This is a genomic window from Rhodococcus sp. KBW08, assembly GCF_003852455.1.
In the GTDB taxonomy this organism is placed as follows: Bacteria; Actinomycetota; Actinomycetes; order Mycobacteriales; family Mycobacteriaceae; genus Rhodococcus_F; species Rhodococcus_F baikonurensis.
Map to the genome: position 1 here is coordinate 150,068 of NZ_QAJJ01000021.1, position 25,885 is coordinate 175,952.

General features: G+C 59.8%; 19 protein-coding genes and 1 pseudogene. 8 read left to right on the forward strand and 12 right to left on the reverse strand.

The features are described from left to right. Nucleotides 1-193: 193 nt before the first annotated feature. From DBV08_RS27755 to DBV08_RS33320, 3 genes are read left to right on the forward strand one after another with little or no spacing between them, the layout of a single operon-like run. Nucleotides 194-2,035 carry an McrB family protein gene (locus DBV08_RS27755; protein ID WP_124569532.1) on the forward strand — a complete coding sequence of 614 codons (1,842 nt, stop codon included), beginning with the start codon at nucleotides 194-196 and terminating at the stop codon, nucleotides 2,033-2,035. Further along, nucleotides 2,032-3,471, forward strand: coding sequence for a 5-methylcytosine restriction system specificity protein McrC (locus DBV08_RS27760; RefSeq protein WP_124569533.1), 1,440 nt, complete (start codon nucleotides 2,032-2,034; stop codon nucleotides 3,469-3,471). Before DBV08_RS27755 ends, DBV08_RS27760 begins: the two co-directional genes overlap by 4 nt. 35 nt (nucleotides 3,472-3,506) lie before the next feature. Further along, nucleotides 3,507-4,094: a DUF6642 family protein gene (locus tag DBV08_RS33320; RefSeq protein ID WP_397488108.1), complete on the forward strand. Its 588-nt coding sequence runs from the start codon at nucleotides 3,507-3,509 to the stop codon at nucleotides 4,092-4,094. A 178-nt stretch (nucleotides 4,095-4,272) separates the two neighbouring features. Here the strand turns inward: DBV08_RS33320 and DBV08_RS27765 are convergent, their stop codons facing one another. The 7 genes from DBV08_RS27765 to DBV08_RS27795 form a co-directional block, all read right to left on the reverse strand. Continuing rightward, on the reverse strand, nucleotides 4,273-5,088 hold the full coding sequence (locus DBV08_RS27765) for a hypothetical protein (RefSeq protein WP_124569534.1): 816 nt from the start codon (nucleotides 5,086-5,088) through the stop codon (nucleotides 4,273-4,275). A 47-nt stretch (nucleotides 5,089-5,135) separates the two neighbouring features. Continuing rightward, nucleotides 5,136-5,627: a hypothetical protein gene (locus DBV08_RS27770; protein WP_124569535.1), complete on the reverse strand. Its 492-nt coding sequence runs from the start codon at nucleotides 5,625-5,627 to the stop codon at nucleotides 5,136-5,138. Continuing rightward, nucleotides 5,624-6,478 (reverse strand): ParA family protein, encoded by an 855-nt coding sequence (locus DBV08_RS27775; protein ID WP_003940667.1) that lies wholly within the window; start codon nucleotides 6,476-6,478, stop codon nucleotides 5,624-5,626. Before DBV08_RS27775 ends, DBV08_RS27770 begins: the two co-directional genes overlap by 4 nt. Before the next feature lie 32 nt (nucleotides 6,479-6,510). Further along, a complete protein-coding gene (locus DBV08_RS27780; protein ID WP_124569536.1) occupies nucleotides 6,511-9,435 on the reverse strand; it encodes a Z1 domain-containing protein in 2,925 nt (974 codons plus the stop codon). Next, nucleotides 9,432-10,949, reverse strand: a complete 1,518-nt coding sequence (locus tag DBV08_RS27785) for an ATP-binding protein (protein ID WP_124569537.1) — start codon at nucleotides 10,947-10,949, stop codon at nucleotides 9,432-9,434. Before DBV08_RS27785 ends, DBV08_RS27780 begins: the two co-directional genes overlap by 4 nt. After that, entirely contained in the window at nucleotides 10,942-13,065 is a 2,124-nt protein-coding gene (locus DBV08_RS27790) for a hypothetical protein (protein ID WP_260395785.1), read from the reverse strand. Before DBV08_RS27790 ends, DBV08_RS27785 begins: the two co-directional genes overlap by 8 nt. A 109-nt stretch (nucleotides 13,066-13,174) precedes the next feature. Then, on the reverse strand, nucleotides 13,175-14,275 hold the full coding sequence (locus DBV08_RS27795; RefSeq protein ID WP_124569538.1) for an LLM class flavin-dependent oxidoreductase: 1,101 nt from the start codon (nucleotides 14,273-14,275) through the stop codon (nucleotides 13,175-13,177). Nucleotides 14,276-14,572: 297 nt separating this feature from the next. Here DBV08_RS27795 and DBV08_RS27800 point away from each other — a divergent pair, with 297 nt between their 5' ends. After that, on the forward strand, nucleotides 14,573-15,574 hold the full coding sequence (locus DBV08_RS27800) for an MBL fold metallo-hydrolase (protein ID WP_124569539.1): 1,002 nt from the start codon (nucleotides 14,573-14,575) through the stop codon (nucleotides 15,572-15,574). Between the two features lie 42 nt (nucleotides 15,575-15,616). Here DBV08_RS27800 and DBV08_RS27805 read toward each other — a convergent pair whose 3' ends face one another. Continuing rightward, the gene (locus tag DBV08_RS27805) at nucleotides 15,617-16,537 is read right to left on the reverse strand and encodes a universal stress protein (RefSeq protein WP_124569540.1); all 921 of its coding nucleotides are present in this window, start codon (nucleotides 16,535-16,537) and stop codon (nucleotides 15,617-15,619) included. Beyond that, the gene (locus DBV08_RS27810; RefSeq protein ID WP_124569541.1) at nucleotides 16,534-17,979 is read right to left on the reverse strand and encodes an amino acid permease; all 1,446 of its coding nucleotides are present in this window, start codon (nucleotides 17,977-17,979) and stop codon (nucleotides 16,534-16,536) included. Before DBV08_RS27810 ends, DBV08_RS27805 begins: the two co-directional genes overlap by 4 nt. A gap of 160 nt (nucleotides 17,980-18,139) precedes the next feature. Here DBV08_RS27810 and DBV08_RS27815 point away from each other — a divergent pair, with 160 nt between their 5' ends. Continuing rightward, entirely contained in the window at nucleotides 18,140-19,933 is a 1,794-nt protein-coding gene (locus tag DBV08_RS27815; RefSeq protein WP_124569542.1) for an alanine racemase, read from the forward strand. A 31-nt stretch (nucleotides 19,934-19,964) separates the two neighbouring features. Further along, complete coding sequence (locus tag DBV08_RS27820; RefSeq protein WP_124569543.1) at nucleotides 19,965-20,807, forward strand: hypothetical protein; 843 nt, start codon at nucleotides 19,965-19,967, stop codon at nucleotides 20,805-20,807. Here DBV08_RS27820 and DBV08_RS27825 read toward each other — a convergent pair. Continuing rightward, nucleotides 20,808-21,782, reverse strand: a pseudogene (locus tag DBV08_RS27825) (TauD/TfdA dioxygenase family protein). It lies immediately after the preceding gene. A gap of 234 nt (nucleotides 21,783-22,016) precedes the next feature. Here DBV08_RS27825 and DBV08_RS27830 point away from each other — a divergent pair. After that, nucleotides 22,017-22,442: a nuclear transport factor 2 family protein gene (locus DBV08_RS27830; RefSeq protein ID WP_124569544.1), complete on the forward strand. Its 426-nt coding sequence runs from the start codon at nucleotides 22,017-22,019 to the stop codon at nucleotides 22,440-22,442. A 3-nt stretch (nucleotides 22,443-22,445) separates the two neighbouring features. Here the strand turns inward: DBV08_RS27830 and DBV08_RS27835 are convergent, their stop codons facing one another. Beyond that, nucleotides 22,446-22,679, reverse strand: coding sequence for a hypothetical protein (locus DBV08_RS27835; protein ID WP_007729258.1), 234 nt, complete (start codon nucleotides 22,677-22,679; stop codon nucleotides 22,446-22,448). Nucleotides 22,680-22,959: 280 nt separating this feature from the next. Between DBV08_RS27835 and DBV08_RS27840 the strand changes: the two genes are divergently transcribed. Further along, the gene (locus tag DBV08_RS27840) at nucleotides 22,960-24,453 is read left to right on the forward strand and encodes a stealth family protein (RefSeq protein ID WP_020970156.1); all 1,494 of its coding nucleotides are present in this window, start codon (nucleotides 22,960-22,962) and stop codon (nucleotides 24,451-24,453) included. A 51-nt stretch (nucleotides 24,454-24,504) separates the two neighbouring features. Here the strand turns inward: DBV08_RS27840 and DBV08_RS27845 are convergent, their stop codons facing one another. Beyond that, a complete protein-coding gene (locus DBV08_RS27845; RefSeq protein WP_124569545.1) occupies nucleotides 24,505-25,872 on the reverse strand; it encodes an NtaA/DmoA family FMN-dependent monooxygenase in 1,368 nt (455 codons plus the stop codon). Between the last annotated feature and the right edge of the window lie 13 nt (nucleotides 25,873-25,885).

Here is a 25,885-nt window from a genome sequence, read left to right on the forward strand (position 1 = left end):
GCCCTGGTTCTGAATGCCTGGCCTGATCACCGCGCCGAACTCGCAGCGGTACCGATACCGCACCAACGTGTAGCTGTGACATAACTGTGTAAAGTCCCTGATAGAGGTCCAGCCTTCGGGAGTTCAAGCAGTCAACTCATCGAAACGATCTTCAGCACGTTAGTAAATCCAATGAAAGTACTGGTGGCCTGCAATGATCAGTGACATCGAGCTCTCGCACGTCGAGGACGCCATGCTCGAATTCGACAGCACGGGCCGAATCGAGGTCTTGAAGAAGTACAAATTCAAGCCTGCCACCGGTTACCTCGCACGCCATAAGGGAAAGTTCTACGATCCGAAAGCTATCGTCGGGATTGGCCACTTACACGCGACTGGCGAGCCTCTCAACTCCCAACAATTCGTAACGGATGTTGCCCGGCGTCGGCTGAAAGCTCTCGATGTCCAGGTCCTAGAGTTCAACGGGTTGTGGTGGGTAAATCAGGGCGAGACGTTTGCACAACAAAGCACTGGTGGATACCTCTGGGCAAGCAAAGTCGCAGGGAACGGGCGGACTCCGAGACATTGGTCAGATGTCTCGCGCATGCAACCCGGGCAGACCATCATTCACTACGCGCGTGGAGCGATCGTCGCGATCGGAACTGTTGCTGGGAAACCCGGCGTTGCCCCGAACCCTGGTCACTCGGATTCAGAGCCCGGTTACGTCTGCCCGGTCGACTACCGAGTTTTGGACGATCCTATTCCCAGGTCCCAAATACCATCCGAGCTCGATTCTGCCAACCCATTCGACATCAATGGCAAAGTCAAGCAGGCTTACCTCATCCGGATCGACGACAACGACGTGCCTCCGTTTCTTGAGTTTCTTGACAAGTGCATTCCGACCTTGTTTAACAGCAGACCTACGCACCCGTCTCGTTACTCCGTCCCCACCATCAGCGGCCCAGATACCTTGTCCGATCCAATTCTAGAGACACTTCTAACGTTCAAGAACGTCATTCTCGAAGGAGTCCCCGGAACCGGAAAAACCTACGCCCTCAATAAAATTGCCCAAAATTGGTTGGATCGAACAGGCCGCGAGCTGCAGCAATTCAACGGGCAGGATTTCGCTACGATTGTGATGCACCCGAGCTCGTCGTACGAAGATTTCGTAGAGGGGCTGCGTCCGAGTCGCGGCGGCCGATCGCCAGATTTTTTCGACGAAGAATCTGGGCAGACCTCTGGTTTCGCCATCTCCGACGGCTTCTTCGTTGATGTCTGCAAAAAAGCGGTTGCGTCTCCGAACAAAGATGTCCTGGTCCTCGTCGACGAACTGAACCGGTGCAACATACCTAGCGTCTTCGGAGATCTGATGCTAACCATCGAAGCGTCGAAACGTGCGACCTACATCGGCGATAGTTCTAGCCGGGCGGTCCGAGCATCGATGTGGGACGCATCCACCACCGCTCAACTCCCCTACTCCGGCCGAACGTTCTTCGTGCCGGACAATGTTTACGTCGTTGCCACTACTAACACCACCGACCGATCTGTCGCTCCACTCGACGCAGCTTTGCGGCGAAGATTTGCCTTCCTTCGGCTTGAGCCGCAAATGACCGAACTGCTTGTGCCGGAGAGTACTTCCTCAGAAATTCGCGATGTCTTTCAGCGAGGTACTGCGACGATCAGCCGGGTGAATGATTTGGCATTACGCACACTTTTGGGACCCGACGCGATCCTCGGGCACTCCTATTTTCACGCCATTGCAGCCGAACTTGGAAGCGACAGCCTCGCCGATCCGTTGGCCATGATCGTCCGACACTGGCGATTCACAATCCTCCCCCAACTCATCGACTCCGTGCGCGCGTTCAATGCAGAAGAAATCCTCGATCCACGAACTCGCAGTGTCTGGTTCGCCCATCATCCCGAGCTCGCAGGGCCCGAACAAACATCCGCGATCGAAGCACTCCAACAATTCGATCTGCATTTGGAAGAAGATTTGCAGATGAAGATAGCGGTCGAAGGAACGGGACTTGCTCGGGGCGCCCGCGTGATCGACGCGTGAGCATCACAGTTTCTGCTTCACCTCGCGGTGCACGAGTCGGAATCGTCGCCACCGGAAATGCCGACGCCCAAGCGTTGATCACTGTTGCGCCAAAAATGTGGCGACCACCGGGCACACCACGATTACAAACCGTGGGCCCAGACGATAGTGTTGGAAGGCACTTCGACATCGCTCTCTACGAGACCGATCGGATTCAGGTTGATGAGCCTCGCGCACTCGAGTCAATCGTTGAAAACTACTTGTGCCAAACGATTTCCAATTCAGACAACGAACCTGCGGAAGGTTTACTCCAACCTTCAGTCAATCTCCCTGGTGAATACACACCAACGTCAGCCAACAAATCCAATACCACTGATCTGCTTAGACTATTCGACAAACTCGACCTGTTGAGGCCGGACGATGCAGAACTAGATGCCACCACGCTACGATCCCCCCTCCACCGACCCCTCGTGTACCGTCGATTGCTCGATGAAGTATCCCGCCGCTTGAACAACGCGCGCCGCGGATATCGCGAAGTCTCCCGGGTACATTCAACAATCCGTGGCCGCGCTGACCCGCGGAGCATCAACCTGCACTTGCAGACTGGCAGCCCACACGTCTTGTGTCATTACTCCGAACTCACCGAGTCGACCACGCTGCTGGGCATCATATGTTCGGCGCTCGACTTCATCGCGGATGGTTTGGCGCTGAACTCCCCCTTCGACGGAAACCTGTCAACATCTCGACTTCGGCACGATGCCATCGGGTTACGCCGGATACTCAGCGAAGTTACTTCCGTTTCTATCCGTGCGGCCCTGCACGAAGGACCCAGGCTCCGATTGAACCGACTAGATCAGCAGTGGTCACAAGCCTTGTCCATCGCGCTCGCGGTTCTATCGCAAGTTGAGCTCGTTTCGTCCCAAGTATCCACACACCACACCGAGACATTCGAGTTGTCCATCCGTACTGACAAGCTCTGGGAACGAATCATTGAACACGTCGCGCTAAAACTCGGATTCGACCTGACTCTCAATCAGAGACAGATAAACCGGACACTGGTGGTCGATCCATGGATCGACGTCGTTGACCAATCCAATCCTCGCACCTACCCGGATGTTCTTGCTGTCGATGGCGACCAACTGTGGATCATCGACGCCAAGTACAAACAGCGTGACGTTGCCAGTTCACCGAGCCGCGACGACCAGTACCAACTTTTCGCCTACAGCCATCTCGCGTCGCACCCGCACTGCACAACGACATTGGCTGTTCTCATCTACCCCGGTCTGGGGGAAATGCGCACGTGGACCCGCGGCGGTGACGACGACGCAACGCTTTATGCGTGCAGCATTCCTTTTCCCCAGCCCCAAGACGTAAGAAATGCCGGAGACTGGGAACAGTACCTTTGCCGGTCAGCAAATCTCCTAGGCACCCAGCTGAACCGGCCGTCCCCTCAATAGTCGCCCACACCATTATCACCGATGAGGAGTATCTCGTGACCAAACCACCAGGAGTTCTTTGCCTTGAAGGTGATTGGGGAGATTCACTCGAAGATCGCATGAGTATTGAACCAGCACTACGAGTCTTGGAACGTAGCGGGAATATCTCACTCATCCACCGCGATGTTGCGACCCTTGCCGAATTCGAGCACCTAGTCGACCGTTGGTCTCGGATGCGAAGCCAGCGGTATCGATTTCTGTGTCTTGACTTCCACGGATCACCGAACACTCTTCATCTCGGAGCAAACGATGTCACCTTTGACGAACTTGGCGACATCCTCGAAGGTCGGTGTTTCGGGAAAACTGTGTACCTAGGATCATGCCGAACACTGACGGCACCAGACGATCGACTGATCGAATTCTGCAAACAAACTCAAGCCAAAGCACTTGTGGGATATACCCGAAACGTTGATTGGGTCGAGTCAGTTGCCTTTGAGCTTATTCTGATCTCGGAGCTTACAGCGCGCTCGAACGTAAAGCCGGCGTACACAGCGATGCGCTCAAAATATCCCGATCTTTGCGCGCGCATGGGCCTTCGAATGGCACACAGTAGCTGGGTCTCAGACCGAGCACTTGTCACGTAAGAAACTTCGACGGGCGGAAAGAACTATGTCGCGAATCGATTAAGCAGCGTGAGCCGTGCTGCAAAACCAGGTGCCGATCCTGAGAATTTCTATCCGATTCACGGATACCTTGACATATGTAAGCACATAACTCGATGGAGATCTGATCTGCTGATCGAGTTTCAATGCGGAAGCATCATCAACGGTAGTCAGCCACGCTCCTAGCAATCTTCTGTTTGGACTCAGATGAAAGCTGGGTCTCGATGAAGTCGTTCAAACGCTCTGGCGTCGTGTCGACCCTGACCGCAGGCTCGACGGTCGACCAGGTGCTGTAGTCACCTTGATCACCGAAGGTAATTACCCCAACCCCATGTTCGGCCGCCACAAGTCGGACAGACTCGAGGTCATCTGCCAAGGAGTCCCTGCGAACTTGCGGAATGTGGAGCAACACATACGCATGCGTCACGCTCCGCCTGTGAGCCAACGCCTCATAGACCGCTGTCACGTTGATCTGATCAGCAGGTTTTACCTCGAATGACACGATCTCGATGTATTTACCCGGAAGGTAGTCGTACTTCTTCAGATTAACGGAAACGATGTCAGGCCGACTCCAACGACCACCGGTGACCCGGCGCCCTTGACTCGATGTGTCTTCTACGACAATCGAATTCGATCGCGTATCGTGACTCCAGAAATTGCTGAGAGTCTCGACCAATGGCCCGTACAAATGAATTTCTCGAACACGAGACGGAATAGAAACTCCACCAACCGTTTCGATCGGACTATCCCCGGGATCCAGTGAAGCCTCGCCGTCATGCGCGCGCCGCAGGCTGCCTCCACCTCCCGGCCCTAATACAACGGCCTTCTTTCGAATCAGCTCTGTGCGCGCTCGCAGATATCTTGGGGTTCCCCAACCCAACAGTCGTCGGGTATATATATTGCCTTGAGTTGAACCATCCAAAGGGAGTGCTTGATAGAGGGAGTACTCATCATTATTCAGCTGAAAATCGTTCAACTTGATCTCCGTAGATGTTGACTCGGTGTCCGAGATTCCTGGCGCCCCTACCGGAACGCACTCCCCTTCGAGGTCAGTGCCTTCACCCGCTCGACGGTCCAGACCGCCAGCACATCGACCTTCCGTTTACGGCCGGTCTCCTTGTGCGTGTCGATCTCCTGCTCCGCGATGATGTCCTTGATACCGTCCGCATCGAGAGCTGAAAGACGTTCCAACAGAACTTCTTCCCCTTCAACCTTGAAGACCTCGAACGGGTCGAAAGCGCCGGGCTCCCGCTTCACCTTCGGAGTCGCAGCACGACGACGCGGCGCCGGCGCAGAAGCAGGTACCGCAGCGGCGGATCCATCGGACGGAACTGCGAAAGCGCTTTCAATTGCCTTCGCGAACCGTGGGGTACGGGCAGCTTCCTCCGCGACTACCTGAACCAGCTTGGCCAGCAACACCGATGCCGAGGCATTAGTTGCACCCAACTTCAAGAGCGCAGCACCGGTCTCCTGAACCTGCACCCGACGACGTGCCTCATCGATACCCGCACTCATAGCTTCGCCTGCGCTTCCGTGAGAATGTTCTGCGTGATCGCACGCATCTGATCGAACTGACCTGCATTGCCGTACTTCACCTTCAAAGTGCTGTACGGGTGAAACTCCGCCGACGCGGCAATCTGATTCGACTCCGCAAGATACTCCGGCAATACGTGTGGGACGTTGGGATCGCGTCGAAGATTTCGCACAGTCGTACGGTGCACCGCCGAGTTGGACTTGTACTTGGTGATCACCAACCCAAGTTCGAAGAGTTCACGGCCGAGTTCCTTGCCGAACTTCGCGATATGCGTCTGGATCTGCGGAATGCCGTACGTGGAGAGCACATCCGGGATCGTGGGGATCACATAGCCGTCAGCCATGGCCAATCCGTTGAGTGTGATCGGCCCGAGATTCGGCGGGCAATCGATCAGGACGTAGTCGTAGTACGGCATCACCGGTGCGACGGCATCCCTCAACAATTCAACCGGCTTGGTGGAGTTCCGATCAGCAACCCGAAGGGCACTGATCTCCTCCTGCAGCTCGATCAAATCGAGAGATGAGGGAAGCAGATCCACACCCGTCACTCGCTTGACCGGCGAGACTCCGCGCTGAATCGAAGCTTCGAGATCGAAGTTCGACGTGCCATCGACAGCGTCACGGAAAATGGTTGCGCTGGTCAGCCCTTGCTTGTTGAGTTCGAGCCAGTGATCCTCGCTGATCATCATCGTCGTGAGATTGATCTGCGCATCGAGGTCGATCAGCAGCACGCGCTGACCGAATTCGAGCGACATGAACTCGGCCAACCCCGCGGTGATCGTCGTCTTACCGACGCCGCCCTTGAGGTTGATCGTCGCAATCGTCTTAGCCATCAGAACCATTCCTGTCTCCCACCACAACACACCTAGTTCGCATCGACGATCGCCCCTGTCCCTGACTGCTTCATCCGAAAACCGATTCGCCCCAACGGCTCCGCCGCGTGCGGAAGCGCGTACGAGAACAACGTCGCAAAATCGCGCGAGTCCACCGGGCCAGCCTGTGCCCGTTTCAACTGACGCGGAGCCGGATCGTTCGCAAATACCAGAATCAATGCACCGCGAGTCTTCCGATGAAGTGCACCCGTAAGCGGTCCACCGTTCTTCTTCGGGCTGCCCGCAATGTGCTCGATCGCATCGCGCTCACGAACGGCCGTACCGGTGAAACCTGTTCGGTACTCGCGTTCCTGGCGTTTGCGATTGACGATCGGAAGTTTCTCGTGCCAACCCTTGATCTCGATCGGCTCCCGGGTCTTGGGGTACGGAAGCAGAACTGCGAAGTCTTCGAGCAATCCGGATTCGATTGCGATCGAGAGCGCTTCGCGGTGGGGACCGAAATCCCACCCGTTCGCCCACTCGAACTGGTCGACGGCCTCCAACACCACATGGGCAGGGACGATGCCGTATCGCGCAGTGAACGATCGCGAAACGTCATCCTTGTCAACGAAATTGAAGGACCCTGTTTCGTCCAACGACTTCAACAATGGTGTAACCGCCTCGAAGTGCCGAGCGTTGATCGAACCGTCGCCTCGCGGGGGCTGCATCGTGAAGCTGAAACTTTCACCACCCATGCCTCGATAAACCAGATCGGCGTTGAACATCTTGTTTCGAGCCGTTGGTCTGAGCCACGGCAGCTGCTGAAACACCATCGGCGGCACATCGCGTGGAGTGACCCACGGTTCGCCCTTCTCATTCACACCGCTGAACCGAGTGAGCTCATTCCGGAACTCCTGCTCGTCCCGAACGATCGCCTCGAACGCCTTGTACATGTCGTAGTCCGTGCCGGCGGGTCCGCCAACCGTGCGGCCGATGAACAGGCGCACCAGGTCTCGGTACCCGGGGCGGAAACCGAACCATCGTCCCATCTGCATCAATGTGTCAGCTTGGCCCGTTCGACGCGTGTAGTAGGTGATGGTCAGGCCCTCGACTGTAAAGCCGCGACTCAGCTTCGTTCCGCCGACAAGGATCTTCCACACTCCTCGTTCCTGGAAATCGAGGGAATCCTGCTTGTAGTCCTTCTCCGCCGCACCATTGACCACGATGACAGGGCTGGTGCCCTCGGAAATCTTGTCGTAGGCGGCGCCGATGAACTCCTCCAACTCGACAAAAGACTCAGGGTTCGGCAGTTCACTGCCCCGTGCCGCACTCACCACTGCAAAGTCCTCGGCCCAGAGCTTGTCAAGCCTCGCGAGACTCTTTGCCTGGCTGTACCCCGCCGACTTCCACAAGGCCTTGAAATCGTTGGCCACCGCGTCGTGCTCGGCCTGCTTCACCGATTCGTGCACCAACATCGTGTGGTGCCGATACGGCTTGGCGCCCTTCGATTCCCGGAAAAGCTTGATCGCCCCGGTCAGGACAAACGAGTCGAGAGCCCGCAATTGTTCGGCAGAACGATCCTCGTCGCACTCAGCCCGGAGATCCCGGACGTACGCTTTCTCGTTCGAATTGACCGGAGTCTTGTCGTCGTCCTCGACGTCGTCGAGATCGTGGAAGTCCGCACCACCCATGTACGGGCCGGGCCGCTCGAGACTGACGATGAAGTCCGAAGGAAAGACGTTGACGCTGTCTTCCGGATCGACAAACACATTGGCAAAAGGTGTTGCGGTGTAACCGATGTACTGGGCACGCTTGAGTAGACCGAGGATCTCAGCGATCTGTCCGTTGATCGCCGTCCGCTCGATCTGCTCGGTTTTCATCTTCTTCGGATCAATTGTGTTCACCGATGCCTGATCTGCCTCGTCGTCGATGATCAGGGCAGGGATCTGATCGAGTTCGGTCGGGACTTTCTTCAGATCGGCCACCAGCTTCTTGAGGCTGGAGACGTTCTTCTTCACGACCGCGATACGAATATTGCTCGGGTACAGATTCTTCGGATCATTCAGAGGAAGGGAGTGATCCACTGTTTCGAAGTGCAGTGCGCTCAGGCCCGCGAGCAGGCTCTTGTAGTCAAAGGTCGAGGTGGTGAGCCGGCGGATAGCCGGGATTTCATTAGTCTTGTTCGGATCGATTTCGTGTTCGAGAAAGTTCCCGTTTCGCCAGTCCTCGTCGTTGGCGTAGTCGTCGTCCACACCGGCACTGATGTTTTGACGACCGACCAATTCCATGTCGAGGCGCCGCTGAGTCTGGCTCCGGAGAATCTCGATAGTGCCGGTCAGAACGATGACCAAGCGGTAGCCGGCGTCGATCGCCTTGGCCACTACGCCACTGAAATTCGCCGTCTTCCCGCTCTGGACGTAGCCGACCACCAAACCTTTGGACTGACACGGCTCGGGCCGCGTCGGATCCGCAAGCCGGTGCACAACCTCAGTGGTTGCAATGTCCAGCTTTCCGATTGTCGCCTCGTCCCAGTTCTTGTCGGCTAGAACTCGCTTGTAAGCGCGCCAATAGAAGTCGTGCTCGCGCCGGCGCTCGGAGGTGTACCAGGGGTCCCACGGCTGCTGAGCAGCAATGACAACCGGCCCACCTTCGCGAGGGAAGTGCGCATCCATCTCGGCGTGGGCGTCGACCGGCAATCCCAACAAGTCGTAGATCCGAGCCCGCCGTTCCGGACTTTGCGGAACAGTCGCCCCCACCCATGTCTCAACACTTTCCGCATCCCACTGCCGCAGACGCGAGGTGAGCGCCGTTCGTACACCGACAGCATTGTCGTCGAGGAACACATCGATGATGTCCGCGATGGTCAGGCCGTCCGGATAGCTAGCTCGCAGGCGCGCGTTGACCGGGTACAACACGTTCTCGGGCGGAAACCCGTCACCGAGTTCACGTGCAACCGCACGGAATACTTCATCACTCACTGCACTACCTGCTCCCGGTGCGCTGACACTGCGGAAATCAACACTTCCTGCCACGCCTTCGTCTTTTCTCTCTGACGAGCGCTGATTCTCGTTCCTTCGAACATCTCGCCCACCAACAGGAAGACAAGAGTCTTGAGCACCGGAGCATCAGCCGGGTCGAGACTGCGACGTCCGAGCAGATCACGCCGAAAACGCGCATTGATCCACAAAGTTCGAGTCTTGAGGTCGACTTCGAAGAACTGATCACGCGCCAAAGCTCGCCAACCCACGGCAACCGGATCATCACCGACGCTGAATTCGAAGGCGTCGCTGAAGGAATCGAGCACGTCTTCCGGAAAGCCGGATGCCGGCTCGATGACGCTGATCGGCCGAGGTGCAGAACTTCGGGCTGCCCGCACGACGCGCTCGGCATCGGTCAGATATGAACGGAATCCACCGTTGCCATCCGTGAAGACGGCCCCGTCGACGGCAGCCGACGCAGTGGCGTCGAGCGTCACCCCCGATTTCTCGGGATTGATGGTGATGTGCTGCAGCAGAGAATCGTTCAGATCGACAGCAATTCGCGCCAATCCGTAGTCCGGTCGGCCCCGCACTATCGCGTTCCATCCACCGATCTGCAGGAGTCGATCGTGCCGATAGAAGTAGAGCCCCTGCTGGTCGCGGCCGGGGGCGCCGTGGATACGAAATTCCGGTGCATTGCTCCGGGCGGGCCACACGTGAGCTTCGGTGGTTACTGTGGCACCGGCGATCGACACGGTAAGTGTCCGAGGGTAGTTGGGGTCGCCGGTGCGCGGATACCGGAACGGGTCGATGGCACTGACTGTGCGCAGCGCGCCGGCGCGTCCCGCTTCGACGTCGAAGACATCGACAGTCAGAGCGATCCGGCCGGATTCGATGAGACGGTGAAATACGACGCCGAGGTGACTGCGCACGTCGTTGATGGTCTGTTCGAGCCAGCTGGTCTGCTCGTCCGCGTGCGCGGACATGAGAAATGTTGTGATGCCGCGCCATTCGACAACAGTTCCGGTGTCGAAGGGAAAACGGGGCGTGACTGCGTCGAAGAATTCTTCGGCTTGCCGGTCCTCGATCACCGAAACTGACTGACGCCCCTGCGCTGAGGCCGAGTCGATCTCGCGGCCCTGCGTTGGGTGCCCGGACTTTCGAGACCACACTCGGAGCAACCGAGCCTGACTCAACGACGCCGCCTTCATCCCTACACCGAAATGACCCAGGTCCTCGGCGGCATAGTCGCGTCGGCGGCCGTAGGTCATCGCGGAATCAATGGTGTCACTGTCCATGCCGGAGCCGTTGTCGATCACCATCATCGACACGATCCGTGTGCCGTCCTGAACGAACCTGATCAGCACGTGGGAGGCCGCGGCGTCGAGGCTGTTGTCGATCAGATCGGCGAGCGCTGTCGCGATGGTGTGGTGCAAGCCGATGGCGCCGGCGAGGGACTCGTCCGCAGCAAGGATCTTGGCGCCCACTATGCGGGTGTCCGCGACGTCAGTCATGGGATGCATCCTTACCCTCTACCTCGTCGATTTCGGATGCTTCGCCGCGCCTCCATGCCGCCTCCAGGAAGTCCAGAACCAGGTCTTCACCACGATCTTCATACGCGCGCAGTATCTTTCGTGGACGGTCTTCGCCGTCCAGACACACGGCCTCGGCGAGAATCCGCACCAAATGTCTCTCGGCAGTTCGCAATGGCTCGCGATTGCCAACCTCTGCGAGTGCCTGACGTAGTGGGTCGATGTCAGAGTGGACGATCGCCGGTCGGACCACGCGGAAGGTTCCGTCTTGCCACAACTCGAGCAACACGTCTTCGCCCTCCACAGCGGAGAGTTCACGCAGGAATCGGCGGATAGTGCCGAACGTCGGCTGCGCTCCGGTCCATCGAACTGCTTGAACGCCGAGGTGGCTCTCCAACTCGATGGTCTCGCCGCGCGCACAGCCGGCAGCGACCGCGACACCGGCGGGTACAGCAAACCCGGAGCCCCGCAGATGATCTGCGGTCACGGTCAGTCGATACCGCCACGTACTCCCTGACCGGTACAGGCGGCGAGTCAACTCTGGCGTCTTCGCAGTGTTGCGTGTCCGCTTGCGCCGGACTATCCCGTCACCACCAATGTTGAACTCACTGGTTCCTTCAGCCTCTCCCGGAGAAACCGATTCCTCCCCAACGGAATCCGCGCTTCCCCAGGCGTGCAGCCGCCACACTGCGCCGTCGAGCGCCACGCGATCGTCGGCCTCGAGCGCGCGCTCGATCGACCGGTCACTGCGATCGGACTTCAGCAACTCCACAAGCTCGACGACGGACTTCGGCGATCCGACGGCTTCGAGCGCGCCGACTGCCAGATCGGAGATCCGACGCGCACGCGTCAGCGCAGACTCCGCCACTACGACGACCCCGCACCATGCAAGCCACTTCTCCAGTTCGCCGCGTGACATCGACACCACTTCGGCGACGTCGTCGAGTGCAACCACACCGTTGGGGGACTCGAAGTCTTCCAGCAATGTCTGAGTGCGTTTCTTGGCCGCCGCGACGCCCGGAGCGGCCGCCCAACCGTCAGTCACCTCGAAGTAGTCGTCGAGCCGGTCCATAACCAACCACAGAGGAACTCCGTAACCAGGCACCTCCGCCGCGATGCTCGGATGCACTTCGAGAAGCCGATCAAGGGAAGCCACCGGCTGAATCTCGACTCGCAGGCTGGCAAGCAAGTTCCCCACGGCTGTCCCGAATCCGCACGCCGCGTTGAGTTTGGCTTTCACGTCGGCCTCGATCTGCCCGACTCGCCCCGAGCCCACTCCGAGCTTGGCTCCGATCGCTCCCCTGCGCTGCGGAACTCGCGCCACGATCCGCTCACGCAACACCAACGACTCCCGCTCATCCAGCTGCGAGAAGAGATTGTCGATCTCGTCCATCGCGTCAGTACGGTCGGTGTCGGGCAAGTCGTTCGGCGTCAGAGCCGAGATCCGGGCGGCAACTTCCTGAATCGAGGCCGGAGATTCATCGTCGATCTCGACGGTGACGAGTGGTCTGCTGTCCTGGCCTCGGACCCGTCGCCACATTGCCAGCTGAGCGAGATCGTCGAGCAGCGCTGTGATCGCGGGTGGGGCAACTGCTTCCTCAGCGGTCTCGACGCGGGCGAGCGGAGTCGTCATGACCGCACAGACCAACAGGTTGAGCACTATGTCGTGCACCGTCTGTTCGCTAGTTCCGCGCACGCCGAAGATCTCAGCGGTCGTGTGCGTCAGTAGACCGCCGATTGCTTTGTCGGTGGTGAGCCGTGACAACGCCGTCACTGCGCGAGTATCGAGACTCAACACCTCCAGCGGGAGATCTTCACCAAGGAGCGGAAAGCTCTCGTGTAATACCGCTGCCGCGTGGTGAGCGATGTAGAGGGACGCCAGCTCGGCGAGAACCTTCTCGAGATCGACCTCGAGAACAGTGAACGACGGCGCTTCGCTGAACCACCAATCAGGCGACGGGGCCAGCGGCTCGAGCAGCGCAGCACGATCGGATACGTAGTCGTCCAACCAAGGAAACAGATCGACCCACAGCGTCTGACTCAGCTCGTTCGCGGGAAGCGAGTTCACACCCAACGTCAACGCACTACTCCCACTCACGGATACCTTCATTGCGGTCAAAACCGACCGCGATGTCGGTAACAAGTTACTGCAGCTTGTGAGCCGTCGCAGCGCCGGACCTGCTTACCCGACAGTCAGGCTTCTCCGCTCAGTCGACGGCGGTGAATCCCTTCGCCCGATCTTTATCGGCCGAGGTCCACAGCGTCGTCGACAGTTCGGCCTTCACCAGCGGGATAACCTCCTCCGCAAAGCGGCGCAAAGTGTCCTTCTGCTGCTCGAAGTCGAGCACGTGATTGACCGACACCGATTGGAAATCGTGGCCGTAACTCTCGTGGTAATCGACGATCTTCTCGGCGACTCGCTCCGAAGACCCGACCAACGCCGGCCCACGGTCGACGGCCTCCTCGATCGTCCGGAAGCTCGTCGACTTTCCGACCGCTTTGGGGTCGTGCTTGCGTTTGTCAGCTTGTGCAACGGCGCCCTCGTAGATCGGACGGAACTCTTCGATGGCCTGCTCGGTGGTATCGGAGAGGAACAACCCGCCCGAACCCGATCCGACGTACGCCTTGGACGGGTCGTGCCCGTATGCCAGGTACTGCTCGCGGTAGTGGTCGATCAGAACTTTGTAGTTCTCACGAGGCTGGAAGGCGTTGGCGGTGACGATGGGGTCGCCCCACTTGGCCGCGAGTTCGACGGCCTCGAACGAGGTAGCCGATCCATGCCAGATACGGAACGGGCCGTCGTAGGGACGCGGTAGCGTCGTCGCGTCCTCGAGCGATGGTCGGTGGGTTCCCACCCACTTGACGTTTTCCTCGCTGATCAGCAGTTTGAGGAGTTCATAGTTCTCGGTGAGGTACTCGTACTGCTTGGCGATATCCAACCCGAGGAGCGGGTACTGAAGGACCTCGTTGCCCTTGCCGATCACGATCTCGAGGCGTCCCCGGCTCAGCTGATCGATGGTTCCGAAATCTTCGGCGACTCGAATCGGGTCGAGTAGCGACAGAACGGTGACACCCGTCGAGAGCAGGATTCTGTCTGTGGCCTGCGCAATTGCCCCCAAAACGACGGTTGGCGCCGACGAAAGAACCGGCCCGGCGTGGCGCTCACCCACCGAGAACGAATCGATACCCAGTTCTTCGGCGAGAACCGCCAGTTCGACGACGCGGTTGAGCCGATCGGACGGGGCAACTTCCTCGCCGGTCACTGGATGGGGTGGGTTGAAAATGATGTCCAGAACCTGAAAACGCATGACCCGTCTTTCTCGATAACCGCACAGCGCGCCTGTCCCTCGGAGGCTAGTGCGCGGTTCCTCGACGGATCCGCCAACCGACCGACGCTCCCAATGCAACCAACGTGCGAAATCTACTAATCAGCAGCATCTTTCGACTAAACGAGACCAGTCGGTCGATAAAACTCTCACCGATCCGAAGTCGACCGAAAACATGCCGAACTCCCGCCAGGCAGGACCTGTGTCACCAACCAAACGAGCGCACGGTAAACATGAAGTACTAAGAGTGCGTTCCCTTATCGTTAAGAGGTACTTGATATGAACGGTGCGGCAGCCATCGGTGATGGCATATTTCAGATTCCTGTCCCGATCACGGACAACCCGCTCGGGCACACGCTCGTCTACGCAATGGAATCCCCCGGCGGACTGATCTTGGTCGACGCTGGTTGGGGCGATGACAACGGCTGGCAGGGCCTCAACGCGGGGCTCGCCGAAATCGGGCATTCGGTGACCGACATCGAAGGCGTCGTGGTCACGCACTTCCATCCGGACCACACCGGACTGTGCGGACGGGTCCGCGAGGCATCCGGCGCCTGGATCGCGATGCACGAGGACGACCACTACCTGTTCGATCAGATGTCGACTGCACGCGACGACGAGTGGATGGCCTACCAGCTCGAGAACATGGAACGCGCTGGAGCCCCCAAAGCCGACCGCGATGCATTTAAATTGACAGCTGCGGGCGAGTCTCCCGTGGGCCCCGAGTCCGCTCCCGACCGCCTTCTCGCGGACGACGAGATCATCGCGCTGACCGGCCGCGGCCTCCGCGTTGTCTACACCCCCGGCCACACGCCTGGCCACGTCTGCTTCTACCTCGACGACGCCGACGTCATGTTCACCGGCGACCACGTCCTGCAGAAGACAACCCCACACGTCGGCAACTTCGTGTACCCACTCGACGAGCGTGACGCCCTCGCCGATTTCCTCGACTCGCTCGCACGGGTGCAGAACATGAACATCACCCGCGGTCTCGGCGCTCACGGCATTCCGATCGACGACGTCGGAGGTCGCGCCGGCGAGCTGATCGAGCACCACCAGGAACGACTCGATCACCTGCTGCAGGAGTTCGCCGACGACAAGCTCACGGTGTGGGACGTCGCGGCAAAGATGAAGTGGTACAAGCCGTGGGCCGAGATCTCCCCGATGGGCAAGACGATGGCACTCTCCGAGGGTGCAGCTCACCTTCGCCATCTGGTTGCCCGAGAGCAGGTATCTCAGGTTCCCGGCTCCGAGCCCGCGCTCTTCGCTCGCTCCGTCTGAAAGATCAGGGCCGACAAGCACTCCGCTCGTCGGCCCTGATCTTTATTCCGATTCGGCCTGATCGACTATTCGAGTCGACGCCGATCGCGGGACCACCACCACTGGAACCGGCGAGTACCGCACGATCTTCGCTGCCCGACTGCCGAGAAACACCCGCGCCAGTGGACCTGCCTTGCTCGAGCCGACCGTCAGAACGTCACCTCGATCCCACTCGATGCCCTCGAGCGCCTCGGCCCAGTTACGACCATGGCTGATAACCGATTCCATGACGTCAGGTATTTCGGGCAGTGCACGCACTCTCTCGAAGGCAGCATTCGTCTCGCGCTCGACCACCTCGGCCCACTCGGAGACGACCGGCGAGTCCCCCTCGGTCCCGAGCGTGGTCGTGTACTGCGCGTTTGCGCGAACTGCAAACGCCGCCAATCTGAGTCCGGCATCGACACGCGCAGCCACGGTCGCGGCGGCGAGCACCAGGTCGTCCTGATCGGGTGTGCCCGAGTACGCGGCGGTGACGCGGCGAACCACCTCACCGGGCTTGGTTCGAAATCCCCTCGGCGCCAGCGCGACCGGGACGTCGGAGCTGTGCAGCAAGCGGGAGGTGACGCTGCCGAGAGCCACGTGGCCGAATACCCCGGCTGTGGACGAGTCCAGGACGATCATCTTGGCTTCGTGCTCGTGAACGAGATCGAGCAGGCCACTCGACGTCGACTGAGCCTCATGCACGACATAGGTCACGTCGACGTCGGAGGGCATGTCTGCCCGCGCTTTCGCCAGTGCCGCTTCGGCTTCGGCTCGCAATTGCTGGTGGTATTCGGCGTCGACACGCGCCATTCCGGGCGGTGGCGGCGAGGGAATCACCGCGCAGATCACCAGCGGTTCACCGGACGAGCGCGCCAACAGCGTTGCCAGATGGACGGTTCCGGAACTGTCACCGTCGGGTGCATATCCCGCGAGCAGCGTCATGACTCGGACTCCGATCCCAGTTCGGCGCGGTTCTTCGCACCGAGGCGCGAGTGCTTCATACCGTAGGCGAAGTACCAGATGATCGCGACGGTCACCCAGATGAGGAACACGTAGATCGTGACGGTTCGGAGGTCCTTGATGATCCACAGGCAGCCCAGGATCGAGAGGATCGGCGTCACCGGATAGCCGGGAACTTTGAAGCTGCGCGGCAGGTCCGGGTCACTGCGCCGCAGAATGATGACCCCGATCGAGACCACGAGGAAGGCCACCAGGGTTCCGATGCTGGTCATTTCGGCGAGGAAGTTGATCGGAATGAAACCAGCCAGAATGCTGATGACGACGCAGACGATGATGGTGTTGGGCACCGGCGTCAGAGTTCGCGGGTTCACCTTGTGGAAGATCGACGGAATCATGCCGTCGCGTGACATCGCGAACAGGATGCGGGTCTGACCGTAGATGACCACGAGCGTGACGCTGCAGATGGAGATCACCGCACCGGCGGCCAGAAGTGTTCCCGGCCAGGTAGATCCGGTCACCTGTTCGAGGATGGCGGACAGTCCGGCTTCCTGACCTTCGAACGACGCGGAATCCTGTGCACCGATCGCCACAGCGACGACGGCGATGTAGATCGCGGTGACGGACACGAGTGCAATGAGGATCGCGAGAGGGAGATTGCGACGAGGGTTCTTCACTTCTTCACCGGCGGTAGACACTGCGTCGAGGCCGATGTACGAGAAGAAGATGATTCCGGCGGCGGACATGACGCCGCTAAATCCGAACGGTGCGAAGTCGGCGAAGTGATTACTGTTCCATCCGGCGATGCCGACCACGATGAAGAGCAACAGAATTGCAAGTTTGATCGAGACCATGATGGCGTTGGCCTTGGCCGATTCACTGGCGCCGCGAATGAGCAGAACACCGCACAGGCACACCAGGATCACTGCGGGCAAATTGATGATGCCGCCCTGCTCCGGCGCTTGTGACAACGCGTCGGGAATCTGGAACCCGAAGAGGTTGCCCAATAGCTGGTTCAAATACTGCGACCATCCGACGGACACCGCCGCGGCCGAGACTCCGTACTCGAGAAGCAGACACGCTCCGACGGCCATGGCTGGAAGCTCTCCGAGCGTCGCGTAAGCGTAGGAATACGACGAGCCCGACGCCGGGACAGCTCCGGCCAGCTCCGCGTAACAAATCGCTGTGAGTCCCGCGACGACACCGGCAACAATGAAGGAGATGATCACTGCCGGACCCGCAACCGGGACCGCCTGCGAGAGGACGAAGAAAATACCGGTGCCGATCGTGGCGCCGATGCCGAACATGGACAACTGCGCCAAACCGATACTGCGGGTCAGCTCACCGCCGTTGGTATCTGCGCCGGTCTCCTGGTCTATCTGCAAAGCCGGCTTGCGCCGAAGTACGTGTTTGACGAGAGTAGCCATCGACGCTCCTCTAGAGTGCCTGGTAGGAAACTGTTGTATCCTCATACTGCACGTAAGTGTCCTGCGACACAACAGTTGGAGCAAAGTTGCCCAGCTCACGCCAACCGTCCGGTCTGGAATGCCCGGATCGTGAACCGCCTTCGGAGAAAACGGGGAGATCATGACCGGACCGACCATCACCGTCGACCTGCGTCGTATCGAACAGAATGCGCGCGTCCTCGTCGAGGCGTCCAGCGCTCACGGTATATCGGTGGCCGGTGTCAGCAAATCTACGTGCGGATCCCCCAAAGTGGCACGAGCAATGGTCCGCGGCGGCGTCACGCAGATCGCCGACTCCCGCCTGGACAACCTGGCCCGCATTCGCCGCGACGGCATCACCGTTCCCCTGATGCTGATCCGCGCACCGTCGCTGAACGAGATCGACGACACGATCCGCTACGCGGACATCAGCCTCAACTCCGAGTTGACGACGATTGCTGCTCTGGGCAGAGCAGCACAAACGCGAGGAGTCGTCCACGACATCGTGCTGATGATCGACCTCGGAGATCTCCGCGAAGGGATCCTGCCGGCGGAGGCGTTGGACGTAGTCGCTGAAATCCTTCCCATCGAGGGCATCAGACTGATCGGAATCGGCGCGAACCTCGCCTGCGTCGGCGGCATCCAACCGACCGTCGACAACCTGTCGAATCTGGTCTACCTAGCCGACGAAATCACGAAGCGGTTCTCGATCGAACTGCCGATCGTTTCCGGCGGCAATACGTTCTCACTGCCACTACTCGAGACGGGCACGATGCCCGAGGGGATCAACCATCTGCGTTTGGGCGCCAGCATCGTACTGGCCGAATCACCTACTCCCCCCGGACTGTACGAACTGCTGAACAACGATGCCTTCACTCTCACCGCGGACATCATCGAGGCGAAGGTCAAGCCGTCGCGGCCGTATGGAGTCTCAGGCGAAGATGCATTCGGCCGACGCCCCGTCTTCGACAACGAGGACAAGCCGAGCCGACGCCTGATCTTGTCCATCGGCCGCGAAGACATCTCGCCGGAAGGCTTGACCCCGATCGATCCGCGCCTGAAGGTGATCAGTGCCAGCAGCGATCACCTCCTCGTCGACGCCGGAGAAACAGGCGACGAATACCGACTGGGTGGCACGGTCGACTTCACGATCGATTACGGCGCGCTCTTGATGGCGATGACGTCGCCCTACGTCGAAAAGCGTTATGTCCTGGGCACCGAACCGATCGACGCCAATGCAACAGTCGAATTGATCGACCTCGAAACTGCCGGCCTGGCACGCCATCTCCTCGATCACGGTCTACGCGAAGACATGTCCGGAATCGGATTCAACTGCATCCAAGCCGAGAACGCTGCCGCGGATCTCACGACGTTGCCGCTGTGGCTCACTTCCGAGGCCTGGCAGAACACCAGAATTCCGATCGCCACCGAACCCGGAACCGATTTGGGTGCAATCATTTTCGCCTCCCACGGCGATATCGAGCAATTGCTGTCGTCCGCGGCGGATCTGCACGGCCCCAGTTTGGAGAACACCGTCTTGGTGGGGGTCAAGAACGCCACGGTCGATCACAAGCGCGCACTCGACGAGTACGGGGTGTTGCTGGTGACGATCGACGAGATCGATCGTCATGGCATGGCAGCCTTGATGCCTCATGTCCTCGCCGCGGCGGGCCAGGGCGTGAACGGTGTCCACGTCCACTTCGACATGGACATCATCGACGGGCGTGTTCTCGGCGTCGACGACACGACGCATCTGGGCGGCCTCACATTCCGAGAAGCGCACCTGGCCGCCGAATTCATCAGCGAGACCGGCCTGACGAGATCGATGTCGATCGGAAGCGTCGCAGCGGCGGACTCGGATCCTCTCGGCCGTCAGGCGACCTTCGTCGACGGATTGGTTGCATCGCTGCTGGGGCGCAAGGTGGTCAAAGCCTGACGTTGTCGGCAGCCCTTGCGAGAATCGTCCGATGATCACGCGGAGCCCCGGTCAACACGTATTCATCGCACTCGGCACGCCATGGATCGATGCCGTAGTCGCGTTTCTCGAACCCAGAGCGCGTGTGGATCCCTGGATCATGCACGGAAAGATGGCCATCGGTGACCTGGTGATCACTGTTCTCGACACCACTCCTCGCACGGTGCTCTGCATCGAGACCGTGGCTGCGCCGTTCGACGGCACGTCGCGGATGGAAGTCGACGAAGAAGTGAGCGCGCTCCGCTCTTTACCCGTCGTTCCCGAACTCGAACAACGATGGTCCATCACTTTTCCCACGGATCCAGGGCCGGTCGACGACGCACTGGCCGACCGGATTCTCACGGCCGTCCAGTCCTACGGTGCGCCCTACATCGGCGACATCGACACACTGGATCCGATGTCCACGGCTGCCCACGCCCGAACGTTGATGAACGAGCGCGGAGACTGCACCGGTTGCAGCTCACCGATGCCGTTGCGAAAGTTCAACAGCGGCGATCGCCTTCACTTTCATTCCGCACCACGGATCTTCAGGCGGGCCGAACTTGGGGACGACTACCCAGCCGTCCTGTGCCGCAAATGCACCGGAAGGATGGCCATTTCCGGGCACACCAACTTCATCGACTACATGCTGTCGAAGAATCCACTGTGCCCGCAGTGCGGTGCACACAGAACCGCTCAGTGTGCCCCGGGGATGCCGGTCCATCCGTTCGATCACCTACCGTGGCTCGCCGGAACGGGCTGCGTCGTGGGACCGGACACCCCGGAATGGACGTGCCGAGCGTGCAGTCACTCATGGGGACAGATGTTCCCGCCGGATCACCCGCAGCACGACTGATCAGTTCGCGGCGAAGCCGGGAAGCCGATCGATGTCCGCGATGATCGAATACTCCGCGGCGTCCCCCTGGAGGATTCGACTCTGCTCGCCGTGGACGTCGACGGGGACGTCGCCGGCCAATGTCACTCGGTGCACACTGCGGGCCTGAGTCCCGTAGTCGGCGATCCCGTAGTGCTGAGTCGCCTGGTTGTCCCAGATCGCCAGGTCGCCGGCCGTCCAGTTCCATCGAACAGTGTTTTCCAACTTGATGATTCACGCCTGGAGGATCTGGTAGAGAGCGACCGACTCGGACGGCTTGAGCCCGACGAACTCCTTGAAGAAGTGACCGAGCAGGAGGGTCTTCTCCCCCGTCGCCGGATGGATCCGCACCACCGGGTGTTCGGTCTCGTAGATTTCTCGGGTGAACTCGGCGTAGTAGGCCAGGCGCTCCGGGTCTACCGGGTTCGCCTGGTTGGCGACCTCGGCGTAGTCGTAGGCATTGGTGTGAACGGCCCGCAGATTCTCGACGAAGACTTTCAGTGAAGGCGGCAGTTGGTCGTATGCAGCGGTGGTGGACGCCCACGTGGTCGCTCCGCCGTACTCGGGAATGGTCGTCGCTCGCAGAATCGAGGCTTTCGGGATGCGGTCGACGAACGTCACGTCCGTATGCCAACTGTTGGCGGCGCGGTCGAGCACCAACAGCTTGTCGCCCCTGGACTTCACCGTCGGGTGCGGGGTGGTCTGCGTGCCGAGGGTTCCGGCGAATTCGTACTGCGACGTGTCGTCGAGATGCTGCTGCCCTTGGAAGAACACAACCTTGTGCGCTGCCAGCGCATAGTTGATCGCGTAGGCGGTCTCTTCGGACAAGTCCCCGGAGAGATGGACGCCGTCGATACGGGCGCCGATCAGCTCGCCCACTTTGTGGACGGTGATTCCGCCGGCAGCGTAGATCTGCTCCGGGGTCTGGATAACGCGTTCGAGTTCGGTGACGGACATGGCGATCTCCTGTGAGTCGGTCAAGCCTGTGGGCACGGCAGTCGTCATGGCGCTGCCTACTGTGAACACTCAATCATTTACGCTGCGGCCTCGAATACGGTTGAACTCGAGGTGATCTCAAAGTTCGCCGCTCCCTCGTCGGAGAATATTGCCACTCACTGGGACGAGGCCGTCGTCGTTGGCGTCATGAGCTGTAGCGTGCGACCTGCCGCACCCACGTCTACGGAGGACAGCATGCAACCCGAGGGCCCTGCCGAACAGATTCGTTCAACGCTCGCTCGGATCGCGCATCTTGCCGATACCGGCTCGGTCGAGGCTTACGTGGAGCAGTTCACCCGCGAGGCCGAATGGAACATGCCCGCTAATCCCGATCGCAGTATCCCCGCACAGGTACGACGTGGCCGTGAAGAAATTGCTGCTGGAGTACGCGAGCGTCGGGCGGCCGGGATACAAGGCCCGGGCACATTCACACGCCACGTCACCACGGCGATCGCCGTGGACGTGACCTCGGAAACTACAGCGCGCGCGGATGCGGTGTGGACGTTCTACGTCGACACGACCACAATTCCCAAGCTCAGTGGCGTCGGGAGTTACGCCGACGAGTTCGAACTCGAAGACGGGCGGTGGCGACTGTCGCGACGAGTGATCTCGCGCGGCTGACGCTCAGTCTTCTTCGCCGGTGATCGCCTCACACCAATCTTCGACCTGATCGATCCCCTCTTCCGTCCATTCCGGGCTCATGTCTTCGAGTGCATCGAAGACCACCTCGCAGGTCAGCATCTCCGGTGAACCCTCCGACCCCGCTGCCTCGGTTCGCTCCGCAGACGCTGTCGCAACTGGGCCGGCAGCCAGCGCAACCGCCATCGCCCCCGTTCCGACCATCGCTTTCACACGCATGGGAACTCCTCCTTCACTCTCGCTTCGGTCCTCGGGGTACCCGACTCGCCCCGCCCTACCCATCCCCGTCACTCATGTCCGACTTTCGGCGCCGACGGCATAGACTGAGCTCGTCGCCACCACGCTCTCGCAGCGTCGGGGGCGACAGATACACAGCTGGATCAGAATCGGAAGGCATCCCATTACAGAATCTCCCGCTCCGCACGACATCTACTTCGTACCCCCGGAGCAGGACAGCCCCAATCCCGTGGAACCGGCGTCGGCCGCGTCACGCGCACGGATGGGTGAACTACCCGAGACTGTCCGATTCAAGAATCGTTTTGCCCTCGCGATCACGACCACCACGCCGCTCGAAGCGATGGTCGAAGATCTACTGTTCATCCGCGACATCCTCGACGCCGCAGGAATCGAGTATCTACTCGTCCGCGGAAACGACGAGCGCCCGGTCATCGCGGTCAGCTGGACCGAACGCAAGAACCTGCGGCAGGCACTTGTCGAGGGATGCGCCAACGCACCCTTCTATTCCAAAACTGTCGACGCGAAGAAGAGCCCAGCACTCCTGGTCGCGGACGGTGCCCTGTCGAAAACCAACAAGTCACGGATCTTCCGCTTGTTCCGTCCGAGGGTTCACGTCGCAAGCGGGATGAACTACGGCGCGAACATCGGCGTTCAAATCGAATTGTGGTCGATTTCCGACGAAGAAATCGTCCTACCCGTCGAGAACTCACTGACACGACGAACCGTCCTCCCCGAAGAAGCTGTCCGAGGAACCGTCGAGCGATTCGGCCGGATCTGGCCGACTATCGAGAACATGTTCGCCGATCATGCCTCCGATATCAGCTTCGATATCGACCTTGTCTTTTCCTGGGTCGACGGCTCTTCCAAAGAGTTTCAGGCTCAGCGCGCCAAGCGGATGCAGAACTACATCGTCGGTGAGGGGGACGAATCAGAGGCGCGTTTCCGTCAGATCGACGAGCTCAAGTACGCGCTACGGTCCATCCACATGTACGCGCCGTGGATCCGACGGATCTTCGTCGCAACCGATTCCGATCGTCCGGACTGGCTTGCCGACGATCCGCGAGTCACGTTCATGCCCAGCGAAAAGTTCTTCGCCGATCCAAGTGTCTTGCCCACCCATAATTCTCAAGCTGTCGAGTGCCAGCTGCACCATATTCCGGGTCTGGCAGAACACTTCCTCTACTCCAATGACGACATGTTCTTCGGTCGCCCCGTCGGCCCGGACATGTTCTTCTCCCCCGGTGGGATCAGCATGTTCATCGAGGCCGACACCAGAATCGGTTTGGGCCACAACGACAACGACCGCAGCGGGTTCGAGAATGCCGCCCGCGTCAACCGCCGACTGCTGCAGGACCGCTTCGGTCTGATGACCACCAGGCATCTGGAGCACGCAGCGACGCCACTGCGCAAGAGTGTGATGGCCGAGATGGAACGCGAGTTCGCCGAAGACTTCGCGGCAACTGCAGCAAGCACCTTCCGCGCGAGTTCCAATATCTCGGTGACCAATTCGCTGTATCACTACTACACACTGATGAGTGGACGGTCGGTGGTGCAGAAGTCCGCAGCCGTCAAATACGTCGACACGACGGTCAAGGCCGGTTTGCGCGACATGGATTCGCTGCTCGCCAAGCGCTCCATGGACTTCTTCTGCCTCAACGACGGCAGCGCTCCGGAGATCGATCTGGAACTTCGCACGCGCAAGATCACGGAGTTCCTGGAGAGCTACTACCCCATCCCTGCTCCCTGGGAAGCCTAGACGAAGCGAGGGCCCAGCCGATTTCGGCTGGGCCCTCGCCACTGCGGTCGATCAGCGTGCTGTCACATGCTCCCGCTGCACCGGAATAGGCAGACCGAGGTTGTCACGCAACGTCGTTCCTTCGTAGTCGCTGCGGAGAACACCTCGATCCTGCAGCAACGGCACCACGTCGTCGACGAACTCGTCGAGTCCCGTCGGTACGAGGTGCGAGCCGAGGATGAATCCGTCCGAACCGTCGTTGCCGATAAACGAATCGATTTTCTCGGCAACCTGCTGCGGTGTACCCACGATCGGTCCACGCTCGAACTGATCGATCACCACCTCGCGCAAATTCAACTTCTTGCTCTCCGCGACCGCGCGCAGTTTTGCCACGGTCGCGAAACGATCCTGGTGAATAAAGGCGCGCCCCTCGATGATCGGCGGAGCTTCGGGGTCCGGAGCGATATCGGGTAGCGGCCCTTCGGGGTCGTACTTCGACAGATCGAGATTCCAGATCTGCTCGAGCAACACCAGGGCCGTTTGACCTGTGACCTGCTGGTCGCGAATATCGCGGTACTTCTCGATCGCATCTGCCTCCGAGGTGCCGAGAACAAAACTCGCCGACGGCAGGATCTTGATGTCACCCGGGTCGCGTCCGGCCGCGACGGCACGTGCTTTGATATCGCGATAGAAGTCGGCCGCCTCGGGCAACTGACCGTACGGTGAGAAGATCGCGTCGGCATTACCAGCAGCAAAATCGCGCCCCTGCGGCGACACCCCGGCCTGCAGAATAACCGGGCGCCCTTGCGGGCTACGCGGCACTGTGAATCGGCCGTTCACGTCGAAATGTGATCCATGAAAAGCGAATTCACCGGCATCCGGTCGCGCGAGAAAGCGCCCTGATGCTTTGTCGGCCACGATATCGTCACTGCGCCACGAATCCCACAGTTCACGCACCAGCGCTACGGTCTCCTCCGCACGCTCGTATCGTTGCGCGCGGTCGAGGTATCCGCCGCGGCGAAAGTTCTGGCCGGTGAACGCATCGAACGAGGTGACGACGTTCCAGGCGGCGCGGCCACCGGACAACTGGTCGAGCGTCGCGAATTGGCGGGCCAGTTCGTACGGCTCGTTGAACGTGGCGTTGATGGTGCCGGCCAAGCCGAGGTGTTCGGTTACTGCCGCCAACGATGCAAGGACTGTGAAGGTGTCCGGCCTACCGATGATGTCCTGATCGAATATCTGTCCCGCACGTTCACGAAGGGCGAGACCTTCGGCGAGGAAGAAGAAGTCGAACTTCCCACGCTCGGCGGTTCGAGCAGTGTGTTCGAAGGAATCGAACTCGATCTGGCTGCCCGCCTGCGGATCCCACCATGCAGTGTGATGGTTGACGCCGCCGAGGTAGGCGCCGAGGATGACCTGCTTACGCTTCTGAGAACTCATGAAAATGTATTCC